Raw genomic sequence first — 13477 nt, 5'->3', positions numbered from 1 at the left:
GGGAACCCACGCCGAAAGTCCTTGCCAAAGACGGCGCGGGTGCGCACAATTCCCGGTCAATCAATCACAATCACAGCCTCAACTGGCTGCGTGGAGGTTACGCATGGCGAAAGTGAAACAGCTAACCGTCGCTTTGGAGAATCAGCCCGGAGCACTGGCTCAGGTCGCCCAAGTCCTGGCCGATGCGAAGGTGAATATCGTGGCCTTACTGGGCAGCACCGCTGGGACGCAAGGCTCGGCGCAGGTGGTCGTGGACAACGTCAACAAAGCAAAAAAAGCACTCAAGCAGGCGGGTACGTCCTACACCGAAGGGACATTGGAGCAGTTTGAACTCAACAACAAACCAGGGGCTCTGGCAGAGGCAACCGGGAAGCTGGCAAAGAAGGGCATCAACATCGACTTTGCGTACGCCACCGCGCCGAAGGGCGCCAGGAAGGCGATGCTGGTCGTGAGTGTTTCGCAACCCGGCGCGTAATTCCTGCCCGCCAGGGGAATGACACGATTCGAATTGGATCACGCGCCATGGCGTCGACTGTCGCTCCGGTAACTCTGAAACAAAAGACACTGGAGAATTTCGCTTCCTACGTTCGCGATGCCGAAGCGGCCATGGAACAGAATCTGGGGGGTGGCGAACCGTTTCTGTGGTCGGACGCAACTCCCGCGCGAGCCCAGCGCGTCCAAGCCGGAGAGATTGTGGCGGAATTCTGGTCGGGTCAGGGGCCGGTCAAAGTCCCCAGCGGCTTGATCCATGACTGGATTGGCGCGGCCTTGATTTCCGGTGCGACGGCGAAAGACGTGCTGGCGCTGGTACAGAACTACGATAATCACAAGAACATCTACAAGCCCGAGGTGATTGCCTCGAAACTGATTAGCCGGCAAGGCAACGATTTCCAAATTTACTTGCGACTTCTCAAGAAAAGAATCATGACCGTGGTGCTCGACACAGATCACGAAGTGCATTACCGTCCCGTGGACCCAAGGCACTGGATTTGCCGCTCGAACACGACGCGGGTTGCTGAAGTGGAGGGGGCGGGTACCGCTCAGGAACGAGTGCAGCCACCTGATACGGGCCATGGATTCCTGTGGCGTCTGCATTCCTACTGGCGATTTCAGGAGCGCGAGGAAGGTGTGTACGTTGAGTGTCGCGCCCTTTCGCTGACGCGGGACGTACCCTTCGGGCTGGGGTGGGTGATCGAGCCGATCATTCAGAAATTACCCAAGGAGTCGCTGATCAACACGCTCAAGGCCACCCGCGACGGTGCTGCGCGGCTCGGAAATCGTTCGCGGTGTCCGCGTCGAGCGTGATTCCAGTCGGTCCCTGCCCTGATATGTCCGCGAAGCTCAATCCTTGGTGTACTGGTTCCGCTTCTTCTCCTCGAACCGCTCCAGCCCTAAGTGGATCAAGCGGTCAATCAGGTCGGGATACGATATTCCCGAGGCCGCCCACAGCTTGGGGTACATGCTGATCGAGGTGAAGCCCGGCATGGTATTGATCTCGTTCACGTAAATGCGGTTCGTCTTCGGGTCCATCAGGAAGTCCACGCGCGCTAGCCCGGAGCAATCCACGGCGAGGAACGCCTTCACCGCCATCTCCTGCACTTTTTTCTGCTGCGCCCGCGTCAGCTTCGCCGGAATGATCAGCTTCGATCCTTCGTCAATGTACTTGGCGTTGTAGTCGTAGAATTCCGCCGCGGGTACGACCTCGCCCGCCACCGACGCCTGGGGCTCGTCGTTGCCCAGCACCGAGCACTCGATCTCTCTCGCCCGCCCGCCCTTTCCTCCGACGCCCTGCTCGACGATGATCTTGCGGTCGAACTTCGCCGCCTCCTTCATCGCCCCATCGATTTCGCCGCGATCATGCACTTTGGAAATTCCCACTGAACTGCCGAGGTTCGCGGGCTTCACGAACACCGGGTACTTGAGCGCTTTCTCGATCTGGCGCCGCACCTTCTTCGGGTCTTGCTCCCACTGCGAGCGCAGCACCGTGATGTGCTTCACCATAGCGAGCCCCGCCTGCTTGAACAGGCGCTTCATTACGTCCTTGTCCATGCCGGCGGCGGAGCCAAGCACGCCCGCGCCGACGTACGGAATGTCCGCCAGCTCCAGCAATCCCTGGATGGTTCCGTCCTCGCCGAAGGTCCCGTGCAGTACCGGAAAGATGATGTCGACGTTGATCGCGCGGTCGCTGGCTCTCCGGTGCGGGGCATCCACCTCGAAGGGTTCCAGTTCGCGTCCTGGCACCGGCGGCACCATCACCGACTCGCCTTTCGCCAGCAGCGCCGCTCCGGGCGTGCTTTCCGGATCCCCGGCGCGCAGGTGGCGCTCTTCCTTATGCTCGCCGCGCAACAGCCGCTCGGCGTGGTCGGCGGTCAGCCAGCGGCCGTCCTTGGTGATGCCGATGGGCACGACCTCATACTTGCTCTTGTCAATCGCTTCCACTACCGACGCGGCCGACAGCAACGACACTTCGTGCTCACCGCTGCGCCCGCCGAACAGCACACCTACACGAATCGTTTTCGCCATGCAGGGAACATAAATCGAGTGCGGCGGGAAGGCAATGGCTGGGAATAGTCGATGGTCGATGGCCTAGGGTCGATGGCGCAAAGGGCGTGGCTAGCGGCAGGCCATCTCATGCATACGAGAAAGCCTGGGCATTGTGGCAGCGCAAGCTTCATGGCCGTGGAAGATACTCCACGTTTGATGCTGGGAAGCAGCGTTTACTCGCAATCGGCCATCGACCGCCGGCCATCGACTATCGACCTCTTCACGCCTCCGACCAGTTGCGACGCTCCACAATCGTCGGCGGCTCGTAGGTCTGGCCCTTGGCCAGGCGCTTGTCCTCGCGCTTCGATGCCCACAGCAGCAGCGGGCCCAAAAACGCGCGCGCGCTCAGCGCGGCGAGGCCGAATTCCTTCTCCACTTCCTTGCGCAGCGTCCGGATCTGCTGGCTGATGCTCTCATTGGCGTGCTTCAGCCGCTTTTCCATGGCCCACAGCGAGGCGTTGTAGGCGACCTTCAACTGCTTCACTTCCCACTCGAAGCGGGCGCGAACCCGCGCGTCGTGGTAATTCTTGTAGCGCATCCAGCCCTGGAGCATCGTCCGGCAGATGCGAAAGACGCTGGGTCCATTGCGCTCGAAGTCCCGCCAGAACGCCCAGTCGAGAAATATCTTCGAGTCGTCGCGTGAAATCGCCGCGTGCTGGAAATTGAACTTGTACTGCCCGTGGATGTCGGCCAAGTCCACGTCGAGCATGCGGTCTTCCTCCGTCATCTGCTGGAACAGCGGCGTGCCCGGCACCGGCGTGTACAGCATGAACTGGTGGAAGTCGGTCTGATGCGCGATGGCGTGCTCCACCTCACCGCGAATATTCTCCGGCGTGTGATGCTCCATGCCCACGATGGTGGAGCCCAGCGTCTTGATGCCGTGCTGGTGCAGCTCCCGCGTCAACTGCAGCGTATCGGCGCCGTTGAGCTTGGCGTAGCCGGACTGCTCGGACTCCAGTCCCATCCAGACCCACGACACGCCCAGCTCGACCAGTTCCCGCATGGTGTACTTGCGGATCGCGTTGGCCGAGGAGAACACGTACAGGGCCCACGGCTTGTTCTCCTGCTTCATGCGGGCCAGCAATTGCATCGCACGCGGCCGGTTGAGCAAAAAATTCTCATCCATGATGAAGAACGAGCGGGTGTTCATCGCGGCTTCTGCCTGCAACATGACTTCGAACAGCTCATCGCCGGTCTCGTAGAAGTTCACGGACTTGCCCTTGCCGCCGAAGAACGCCGAGGTAGTGCAGAAGTTGCAGCCCATCGGGCAGCCCACCGACGGGATGATGGTCGCCGCGGTGGTGCGCTTCGATTCCGGCACGCGCAACCCCATCACGCGCAACTGAAAGGCCGACATGATCGGCGGATGTTGGATGGGCGCTTTCTCGTCCTCGCCGAGATACCGGCGCATCCACGCGATGCCCTCGCCCTTGACGATGTGGTCGGCGTCCAGCATCTTCTCAATGTCGGGAATGGCGGCGACGTGCCCGCCGACGATGATCTGCGACTGGGGCGACAGCTCGCGCACCAGACGGCACATTTCGCGCACTTTGCCGAAGTTGGGAATGATGGACGAAATCCCGACAATGTCGTAGTGTTGCGTCGTCAGCTCGCGCTTGAAGTGATCGAGGGTGGGGAAATCCAGCACCGTGCAGGGCGCAGTGATATTGTGCTGGATCAGCATGATCCCCCAGGAACGATGGAACATGCGCAGCGAGAAGCTGCCCTGCGCCCGCGTCACCTGGTTGTGGTACAGCTCCATCGGGTTGATGGCCCGGCTGCCGAACTCGTCGTCCTGCGCGTAAGGCCCGAATACGGAAGTGAGCAACACTTTGGCCCGAGAGCCCTGGGGGTGGGTTTCCACTAATCGCTCCTAATCAAGTGGGAATCTCTTGCACTGGCAATGACTTAACGATATGCGCTCGCGCCCTCCCGCCCAAGCGGAAAATCTCGTTGTCACAATGGAGTGTGACGCGCAACCCTCCGATTTTCCCGAAACTTCGCCGCCGCAATTGACGTATCCTGCAGTGTGAGCAACCTGCCAGGCGGCTTTCGTGTGCGCGAACCGGTGTTGGTGGCGCTGCAAACCATGCGCGCCCACAAGCTGCGCTCCTTCCTCATGCTGCTGGGAATCATCCTGTCGGTTTCAACGCTCATCCTGGTGGTGGCGGTCATCGAAGGCACCAACCGCTACATCGCCGACCGGGTGGCCAACATGGGTTCCAACGTTTTCCTGGTCCACCAGTTTCCCATCATCACCAACGCCGCCGATTTCGTGAAGGCGCAGCGCCGCAACCGCAAAATCGAGTGGGAAGACTACGAGGCGCTGCGCGCCGGCCTGCGCCTGCCCCTCCAGGTCGGCGTCGAGGTCAGGAAGAACGGCAAGGTGAAAAGCGGCGCCGATAGCCTGGAGGACGTCTCCATCCGCGGCGTTACCGCCAACATCGGGCAGATGGACGTCGAGGAGCCGCAGACCGGCCGTTACATCTCCGATGCCGATAATGAACACCGTGCCATGACGGCCTTCACCGGCAGCGAGACCGCCAACCGGCTATTCCCCAGCCTGGATCCCATCGGCAAGATCATCACGGTGGACGGCCAGGAATACGAGATTGTCGGCACGGCAAAATCCATCGGCACCGTGCTCGGGCAGTCGCAGGACAATTTCGTCTACCTGCCAATTCAAACCTATCTCAAGCACTACGGCCACGACTCCAGCCTGTCGGTCAACGTGCAGTGCCGGAGCGCAGAGTGGATGGAGCGAAGCAAGGACGAGGTCCGCGCCCTGATGCGGGCGCGGCGGCACCTCAGTCCGGGCGCCGAAGACAACTTCGGCATCATCTCCTCCGACACCATCATGGGACTATGGAATAAGCTGACCGCGGTACTCGCCTCCAGCATGATTGGCATCGTCAGCGTATTCCTGGTGATCGGGGGGGTGGTTATCATGAACGTCATGCTGGCCAGCGTCACCGAGCGTACCCGCGAGATCGGCGTGCGCAAGTCCATCGGCGCGCGCCGCCGCGACATCCTGATGCAGTTCATGGTCGAATCCTCGGTCATGGCGGCCGTGGGCGGCCTGCTGGGCGTCACCGTCGCTTGGCTCGGCGCCGTGATCGTGCGCAATACCACGTCGGTCCCGATGGCGGTGCCGCTCTCGGCCGTGATTGTGGCGCTCACCGTATCCACCGCGGTTGGCCTGTTCTTCGGAATTTATCCGGCGCGCAAGGCCGCAAAGCTCGATCCGATCGAGGCCCTGAGGTTTGAAACTTAAACGAATGGTCGTCGGCAGCCCGTAGTCGGTAGTCAAGAGGCTGCGAACTATGGGCTACGGACCACGCAGCCACAAAGATATGCCCAACGGCAACCACAAATCGTTGCTCCCACACTTCCAACTGGGCGAGAACGCGCGCATGGCGTTCACCACCCTGCGCGAGCACAAGGGACGGTCCCTGCTCACGGTGCTGGGCGTCATGATTGGCGTGACCGCGCTGATCGCCGTCGGCTCCATCGTCGTCGGCCTTGATCAAGACGTGCGCAGCTTTCTGGAAGACTTCGGCCCCAACACCCTGTTTGTCTTCCGCTGGGACATCGGGTTCCACGTCGGACGTCGTTCCGCCGAGGAGCGCATGCGCAAACCACTCACCCTGGAGGACGCGCTCGCCATCAAGGAGGAATGCCCGGCGGTCAAGAACACCACGGTCGAGATTTTCCCGCGCTTCGACCGCCGCAGCGGCCCGATGAGCGCGCGCTACAAGGGCAACGAGGTTTTTAACGTCGATCACAACGGTACGGTACCCAGCTGGGCCGAGGTGTACAACGCGCATGTCATCAAGGGGCGCTTCTTCAACGACGGCGAAGACCTGCACCGCATGGACGTGGCGGTCATCGGTTATGACCTCCAGGAGGGCCTCTTCCAGGGCGAAGATCCGCTGGGCAAGGAAATCACCGTCGACGGCGTGCAGTATCGAGTCATCGGCGTGCTGGAGAAGCGCAAGGGCCAGTTCTTCCGCGATGAAGCGGCCGACAAGACCATCCAGGTTCCGTACCACAGCTACCGTAAGCACCACCCGAACTACGACGAGCACTTTATCGGGGTCGAGGCTTATCCCGGACAAAAAGCGGCTGCCGAAGACGAAGTGCGCGGTCTGCTGCGCCGCCGCCGGAATGTGCCGTTCGACAAACCGGACAATTTCTCCGTCAGCTCGGCCGAGGCCATGGCGGCACAGTTCCGCCAGATCATGGGCGCCATCGCGCTGGTTACCGTGGTGGTCAGTTCCATCGGGCTGCTGGTAGGCGGCGTTGGCGTGATGAACATCATGCTGATGTCGGTCACCGAGCGTACCCGCGAGATCGGCGTGCGCAAGGCAATGGGCGCCCGCCGCCGCGATATCATCCGCCAGTTCCTCACCGAGGCCATCACCCTCACCCTCGCCGGCGGCGCCATCGGCGTGCTGCTCGGCATCGGAATCAGCGTCGTCATCAACATGACCATGCCCAAGCTGCCGTCCTCGGTGCCGATATGGGCCGTCCTCCTGGGCGTCATCAGTTCCATGAGCGTGGGCCTCTTTTTTGGCCTGTATCCCGCGTGGAAAGCCTCCAAGCTGGATCCCGTGGAAGCCCTGCGCTACGAGTGAATCAAAGTCAGACTAGCTGGCGGTGTCAGGGGAGAGAGTTGACAGCCGGCCGTGCTGGTCCAGGAGCTCGCGGATGGCGGTGAGCAGGGCGGCCATGTTGGAGGGCTTGGTGAAGGCGGCATCGGCACCGGCGGCGCGCCAATCCTGGGCGAGCAAAGGGAAGGCGGTGAGGATCACAATGACGCTGCCAGCGGAGCGCTTGCGGGCGGCGCGGACCACGTCGAAGCCGGCGTTGTCGGATTCCATCCGCATGTCGGTCAGCACCACGTCGAAAGTCTGGACGGCGAGCAGGCAGCAGGCTTGCGCGCCGGAGGAGGCGGTGGTGACCGTGTATCCCTCGGATTCGAATACGGCCTTGAGCATGGAGAAAACAGCTTGTTCGTCGTCGACGATGAGGATGTGCGCGTCCATGTTGCGGCTTTCTTTGTGTCTGCGTTTAAGCGAAAATGAGTTGCACGTTTCTCTGGTCACGCCGCAGCGACTCGTCCCAAACGCCACTCGCTAGTCCTGGAGGCCCTCCATGGCCGCATCTCCGTCCTTCGGGCGCAAACTCGCGATCGACGTGTTCGCCCTGAAGGCGCCATAGGGCGGTCTCGATCCGGTGAAGGAACGGCGGATTGCGTGGGTTGTGAGATCCGAGTTGCGCGGAATGGGTCGAGGTCCTGCCTCGTTTAGTTGCTCGGTTTTAGCTGAACGGTTTTGATTTCGGGCGGAGGGGAAGGCTTCTTCGGCTGCTTGTCTTTCTTGGTGCGTTGCTTGGGCTGGTTGCGATGAATGCCGCCGCCGGCCTGATAGCCGCGCGTACGTCCTCGCCCGCTCAAGCTCACGGTAAAACTCAGCATCAAACAGATTATGAGCAAGCGCACTAGCACGGCATACCTGGAGTTCTGGATTGGGCCAGAGAGCAACATATATGCTCGTACTTTCCCGTGAGAAAGTAAATAGCATAGATGCCAAGCCCGGAAAAACAGTTTCCTCGGGGCAAAGCCTTTCGGAATGGCAAGATTAGGAAGTTCTTTGCGGCGCCCTTCCGAGGCGCGGAATCGCGGGCAACGATGATGCGCAAGCAAAAGCTGATCCTTGGCGTGTGGCTGGCGGTCACGGTGGCGGCGTTGACGGCGTGGGTACTGACGCGTTCTAACGGGCCGGCGGTGAGCCGTTTTCGCAACTCGCGCCCGGGCATGTGGCGGCGCAACCTGGTGGACCAGAAGCCGCTGGAGACGGCGCGGGCGCTGGCGGCGCAGGCCTGGACCCGGGAAGAACATCCGCCGGCGCGGCGCGCGCTGAATGTTGCCGATGACGCGGTGGACCTGGCATTCGCGATCTCGTTGCGCGACGCCGTGGCGCATCCCGCTCCTCCGACCGAGGAAACCCGCAAGATCACCGCGCTCCTGAAGGAGGCGGAGACCAGCGTCGCCGCCGACCAGGACACGATTGCGGCGCTGCAGGAGTCCAAGGCGAAGGATGATCCGGAGGTGCAGCAGTTGATTCAACTGGCGCAGGCGCAACTGGCGCTCGACCAGGAGGAGGTGGCCGACGCCAAGCAGGATCTGCTGCGCAAGGGCGGCGATCAGCAAGGCGCGCTGAAGCGGTTACTGGATGAGCACGTGGCCACGCACACTACCGCCTTCGCGCTGCCCAACGCGCCGCCGCTGCCGGAATCGTGGCCGCTGGCGTCGCACTTGCGGTACTGGAAGCTGCTGCGCGGCAAGCAGCTTCAGTTGGCGGCGGCGTCCCAGGAAGCGGAGAGGGCGGCGGCCGAGTTGACCAAGGCACACGACGATCTGGAGTCGCGCATCAACCAGCAGAAGTCCGGGGCATCGGCGGGACTGAGCGCTGCGGTCACTGCAGTGCGGCGGCTGGGCGAAGACACAAGGAGCCTCGCCGACTACGGCAAGCGCATCCAGAACGAGCAGGAGTTGGGCGATATATACCGCGACTGGGCCGGTGTGGTGGCCGTGCAGCAGCGTGCCAGCGTGCACGGGATGATCCAGGGTGTGCTGTGGATTCTGCTCATCGTGCTGGGCGCCTTGCTGGCGACGGCGGGCCTCGGGCGCTTCAGCGCCTCGCTGACACCGGACCGCAAGCGCCTGCGCAGCCTGCACTTCGTGGCGCGGTTCGCGGTGCAGGCGCTGGCGCTGCTGCTGATCGTGATGGTGATCGTGGGCGCGCCGGGCCAGATGACGACCGTCATCGGGCTGGCGGGCGCGGGCCTGACCGTGGCGCTGAAGGATTTCATCGTCGCCTTCTTCGGCTGGTTCGTGCTCATGGGCAAAAACGGAATTCGCGTCGGCGACTGGGTCGAGATCAACGGAATTGGCGGCGAGGTGGTGGAGATCGGCCTGCTGCGCACCGTTCTGCTGGAGACCGGGCAGTGGAGCGACGCTGGACATCCGACGGGCAGGAAAGTGGCCTTCGTCAACAGCTTTGCCATTGAAGGGCACTACTTCAACTTCTCCACCACGGGCCAGTGGATGTGGGACGAAATTGAAGTGCTCGTGCCCAGCGGAGAAGATCCGTATCCGGTGCTGAAGTCGGTGCAGGATCAGGTGTTGGCGGAGACGGAAGCCAACGTCCGTCAGGCGGAGCAGGAATGGCAGCGGGTGGCACGCGGTCACGCGCTGCAGGCGTTCTCGGCGGCGCCGGCGATCAACGTGAAGCCGACCAACATGGGCGTGAACATCATGGTGCGCTACATCACGCGGGCATCCGAACGCTACGAAATGCGCGCCCGGCTGTATCGCGCCATCGTCGAGCTGCTGCACGGTAAGGGCGCACCTCAAAAAGCGCGCGCGAGCGAGCCGGAGTGAATGTCAGGCACCAGGCTCCAGGCTCCGGCTTCAGGCCGCAAGCGCGAGCGATTACGCTCTCCGCCTGAAGCCTGAAGCTTGACGACCGAAGCCTTGCGTTCTTGACGCCGCGCGCGAACGGGCCCCAGGGCTCGTCGGGGACGTCAAGCGAGCGGGAGCCCGCAGGCGAAATCCTGAGCCGACGAAGGACCCGTGGTCAAAAGCTGGCGGAGAGGGAGGGATTCGAACCCCCGGAACCCTTTCGGGCTCAGCGGTTTTCAAGACCGCCCGTTTCGACCGCTCACGCACCTCTCCGAACTCAATTGTATCAATCACTTGCGCTGATTTCCCGTGCATAATTTGACGTTTCCGTGCATACGGCGTGCATACTAACGGCTAATGTCCCGACAAGTGTGGCCGTAGTCTTCCGGGTCTGTGTACGGAATCCAACCATCATCGCTTAGTGTGGCGGTCACCGTAACCCAACGCCGCTGCCTCCCTACGCGGCACTGAATGACAGTCGGATGTAAGTGTCCAAATTCGTGCGCGTCTCGTTCGTTCTCTGCTGTCCTCATGCCATTGCAATCCTGGATGAGACCGCACGTCAAACACCTAATTCGCGTGTGCATGACTTCGTACTTCATTTTGACCACCTTTTCACACAGAGATTGAAGCGGGCAATTGTTTTTCAACCGTCGAATACAGCCGCTCAAACTCAGCCATTGCCCGCATTGTGCTTTCGCTCTGAGTCCCGATGTAGAACCGCGCTGCTGTTTCGATTCCTTTTTGCCGCAGCATCCCCGCCGCGCCGACTGGGTCTTTGATGGCGTCGGTCGCCACAGTCGCGCAACCGCGCCGACAAGCGTAATACGTGTGCCACTCAATCCCCGCCGACTTAAGTAGCGGTTTGATTGTGTTTCGCGCCAACATTTCGAGGTTCAATGGCGCACCATTTTCCCCGCACAGAATCCAGCCCTGGGTCTGGTTCCCTTGTTCCTCATGCAAACGGGAGAGCAATTCGCGCAAGGGCGCGAGAACAGGAATTACCGCAACGGATTCCCGTGTCTTTGGCGGCGTGACGTGCTTTCTCCAAGCCGATTGCTCAACCTTCAGTGTCGCGCCGTCATAGTTCTCCCACCTTGTCGCCCGCGCCTCTCCAGGTCTAAGACCCCCAAAGAAACATAGCCCCACAGCCGATTGTGCTTTGAGATTCCCCCGCAATGCCAGCAGAATGTCATGTACTTCCAACATCGAATATTTATATGTCCGCTGGGGCGGTTTGGCTTTCTCGGTCATTACTGCTCCCGCGAACGGATTCGCTGCAATGACTCCCTTTGTCGCGGCATGAGCAAAGATGCGATTGGCTGTATTACGAACGTGAGCAACTGTTGTACTATTCAGCCCCTTGCGGATAAGCCTGTCAAGAAAGTTGCCACCGTCAACCGTGGTGAATTCCGCAATAGGCCGCTCTCCCATCTCAGGCTCAATATAGAGTCGCCAATTTTTCTCATATCCGTACAACGTGGAGGGCTTCAGGTTTCGCTTCCACCATTCGAGAATCACATCCGTGTAGTATTGACCTACAGTCAGATTGGAGGATTGCACACCACGCGCTGAGATTAGAGGCTTGAGATAGCTCTCAGCCGCGCCGCGTGCTTGATCTTTTGTCAGTTCTGATACTGACCCGAGCGGATGGTTTTTCAGTTCACGTACTGTCGCCGTGCTGCCGTCGCGTTTTGTATGCTGAACCATACGGCCCGTGTAATAGCGCACGTACCACGACGCGCCTATCTTGACCACGCAACCGACGCGATGTTGTTTGCGACGGCGGCCCCGACTTCTGATTAACTCTTTCGCGCTTGTTCCAATTTCGAGAGCCATTCCAACACCTGCCTTTTAGTGAACCGTACCCGCTTCCCCAGCTTGAAAAATGGCAGCGGATATCGGTCGCGTTTCTGTGATCGTGCTCGGCAAAGGTCGCGCACCGTTGACAGCGGAATTTGCAGCCATTCCGCGAGTCCTTCAGGGCTCAGGATCACGTCGCCTTGCTCGAACATTGTGGGGCCGGTCACAATCTCAGGCGGGAACGGCCCGGTATAGCGGATCACTGCCGCAGGTTCCCGCTGTCTGATTTCTTCCAGCCGGTCAATTACCCGCTTGACCACTTGCGCGGTGTCCTCTGCGATGCGGTGATTCTCTTTCGTCCATCGCGCATTGGCCGCATTAGTTGCCAGTTGACTACGCTCGAACTCGTTCAATGACGCGGCCCGCTTCTTCCCGCCGCGCCGTGCAATCGACCGCAGGTATTTGCGGGCTTCTTCTGATATCTTTTTCGTCATGGATGTGTACCGGGCTTGCATATTACGCTAGTCCGGTTAGCATTGCAGTGATCTGGGTCACGGTTGTTTGTGATAATCCGATGGGCAGGTAAAAACTACATAGTTGAAACCGCGTATCACGCTGCTGTCTCAATTTGAGACACTTTGGCTTTTTCGTCGCCGTCAGCAGATGAGCGGTTACGGTGACCGCTGGATTACTGTAAGTGACTGTAAACATATCTGTTTACCAGCTCGATTGCATACAACGTGCACAATAAACCCGCCGCTCGGAGGTAACCTCTAAGCAAACCCCCGAGCCTGTGGGGGAGTTGTCTTTGAGCTATCGCCCAATCCATGAGCCATAAAAGAGCCCCCCAAAGATGGATCAGACCCCTCGATTATCAACGTATGTTGATGTTTACTCAGGTCATCCCCGAACACCATTCAACCCGCAGCGAACGCCTATAACCGAACGTGACGCGATGGCGAGCCGATCTGAAAAGGGGGAGCCTATGGCGGTTCGAGGCGGGGGGAGGGGGCTCTCCGGGGGTGCCGCCAATACCGTAAGGTGCCTGGATCACTCGTTGACCTAATCTGTACTTTAACTGTACCCCCGGAAGTTCATTCTGGGGCCTGTTCTAGGGCTCATGTATCACCCAAGAAAAAAGGGGAAGTAAGGAATGAGGCTCAACATTCCCAACTTCCCCGAGAGGGAGCAGACCGACCGCACCACAAATCTGCTCCCATTTACGCGAGCGCGGCAAATGGGCGAAAACCTGCCCGCGAACTTCAAGGAGCTACTGTGACAGCATCGACTTCGACAACCGTGGTCGGTGTGACTGTGATTGTCGTCTGACACTCCGTACAAACCCGCGTCACTGAATCAGCAGTATCGCCCGCTTCGATGCGCTTGGGCTTATCCTCGGGGGGTGTGTTCGGGTGCCACTGTCGGCGTAATTCCTCGACAATAGCGCGATGGTCACATGGAGGGACATGGTGACTGATCCGAATTGCATTGATCCAACTTACCTTTGACATTCATTCTCCATCGACTAGACCATTTTCAAAGATAGTGTAGACTACAGATGGCGATTCTCTGCTCATCGGCATGGCGGGAGCATATTCCAACGATTTGCGACGGAAGTTTTTGCAGGCCTATGAGAAGGGAAAGGGAACGTTACAGGAGCTG

Annotated in this window: 11 protein-coding genes and 1 tRNA gene; 5 read left to right on the top strand and 7 right to left on the bottom strand. The window is 60.2% G+C overall.

Annotated elements, in window-relative coordinates; translation table 11 throughout:
- Window positions 1-103: 103 nt before the first annotated feature.
- Complete coding sequence (locus LAN64_09600; GenBank protein MBZ5568089.1) at window positions 104-475, top strand: ACT domain-containing protein; 372 nt, start codon at window positions 104-106, stop codon at window positions 473-475.
- A 47-nt stretch (window positions 476-522) separates the two neighbouring features.
- The gene (locus tag LAN64_09595) at window positions 523-1305 is read left to right on the top strand and encodes a hypothetical protein (protein MBZ5568088.1); all 783 of its coding nucleotides are present in this window, start codon (window positions 523-525) and stop codon (window positions 1303-1305) included.
- 36 nt (window positions 1306-1341) lie between these two features.
- Here the strand turns inward: LAN64_09595 and LAN64_09590 are convergent, their stop codons facing one another.
- Together LAN64_09590 and LAN64_09585 are read right to left on the bottom strand one after the other, a co-directional pair.
- A complete protein-coding gene (locus tag LAN64_09590; protein ID MBZ5568087.1) occupies window positions 1342-2523 on the bottom strand; it encodes a D-alanine--D-alanine ligase in 1182 nt (393 codons plus the stop codon).
- Window positions 2524-2764: 241 nt separating this feature from the next.
- A complete protein-coding gene (locus LAN64_09585; protein ID MBZ5568086.1) occupies window positions 2765-4408 on the bottom strand; it encodes a radical SAM protein in 1644 nt (547 codons plus the stop codon).
- 165 nt (window positions 4409-4573) lie between these two features.
- Between LAN64_09585 and LAN64_09580 the strand changes: the two genes are divergently transcribed.
- Both LAN64_09580 and LAN64_09575 read left to right on the top strand, forming a co-directional pair.
- Window positions 4574-5818, top strand: coding sequence for an ABC transporter permease (locus LAN64_09580; GenBank protein MBZ5568085.1), 1245 nt, complete (start codon window positions 4574-4576; stop codon window positions 5816-5818).
- 79 nt (window positions 5819-5897) lie between these two features.
- A complete protein-coding gene (locus tag LAN64_09575) occupies window positions 5898-7181 on the top strand; it encodes an ABC transporter permease (GenBank protein MBZ5568084.1) in 1284 nt (427 codons plus the stop codon).
- 12 nt (window positions 7182-7193) lie between these two features.
- Here LAN64_09575 and LAN64_09570 read toward each other — a convergent pair whose 3' ends face one another.
- Together LAN64_09570 and LAN64_09565 are read right to left on the bottom strand one after the other, a co-directional pair.
- Entirely contained in the window at window positions 7194-7592 is a 399-nt protein-coding gene (locus LAN64_09570) for a response regulator (protein ID MBZ5568083.1), read from the bottom strand.
- Between the two features lie 260 nt (window positions 7593-7852).
- Entirely contained in the window at window positions 7853-8023 is a 171-nt protein-coding gene (locus tag LAN64_09565) for a hypothetical protein (GenBank protein MBZ5568082.1), read from the bottom strand.
- Between the two features lie 213 nt (window positions 8024-8236).
- Here LAN64_09565 and LAN64_09560 point away from each other — a divergent pair, with 213 nt between their 5' ends.
- Window positions 8237-9991, top strand: a complete 1755-nt coding sequence (locus LAN64_09560) for a mechanosensitive ion channel family protein (GenBank protein ID MBZ5568081.1) — start codon at window positions 8237-8239, stop codon at window positions 9989-9991.
- A gap of 204 nt (window positions 9992-10195) precedes the next feature.
- On the opposite strand, the gene LAN64_09555 is transcribed toward LAN64_09560, so the two are convergent.
- The 3 genes from LAN64_09555 to LAN64_09545 form a co-directional block, all read right to left on the bottom strand.
- Window positions 10196-10285: transfer RNA gene (locus LAN64_09555), tRNA-Ser, on the bottom strand.
- Between the two features lie 342 nt (window positions 10286-10627).
- On the bottom strand, window positions 10628-11851 hold the full coding sequence (locus tag LAN64_09550) for a site-specific integrase (GenBank protein ID MBZ5568080.1): 1224 nt from the start codon (window positions 11849-11851) through the stop codon (window positions 10628-10630).
- Window positions 11815-12309 (bottom strand): helix-turn-helix domain-containing protein, encoded by a 495-nt coding sequence (locus LAN64_09545; protein MBZ5568079.1) that lies wholly within the window; start codon window positions 12307-12309, stop codon window positions 11815-11817. The genes LAN64_09550 and LAN64_09545 overlap by 37 nt, the downstream gene beginning before the upstream one ends.
- Between the last annotated feature and the right edge of the window lie 1168 nt (window positions 12310-13477).

This window comes from Terriglobia bacterium (assembly GCA_020073185.1).
Taxonomy (GTDB): domain Bacteria; phylum Acidobacteriota; class Terriglobia; order Terriglobales; family Acidobacteriaceae; genus JAIQGF01.
Note: the sequence above shows the minus strand (reverse complement) of the source record. Positions and strands in the feature narration are given on the sequence as shown.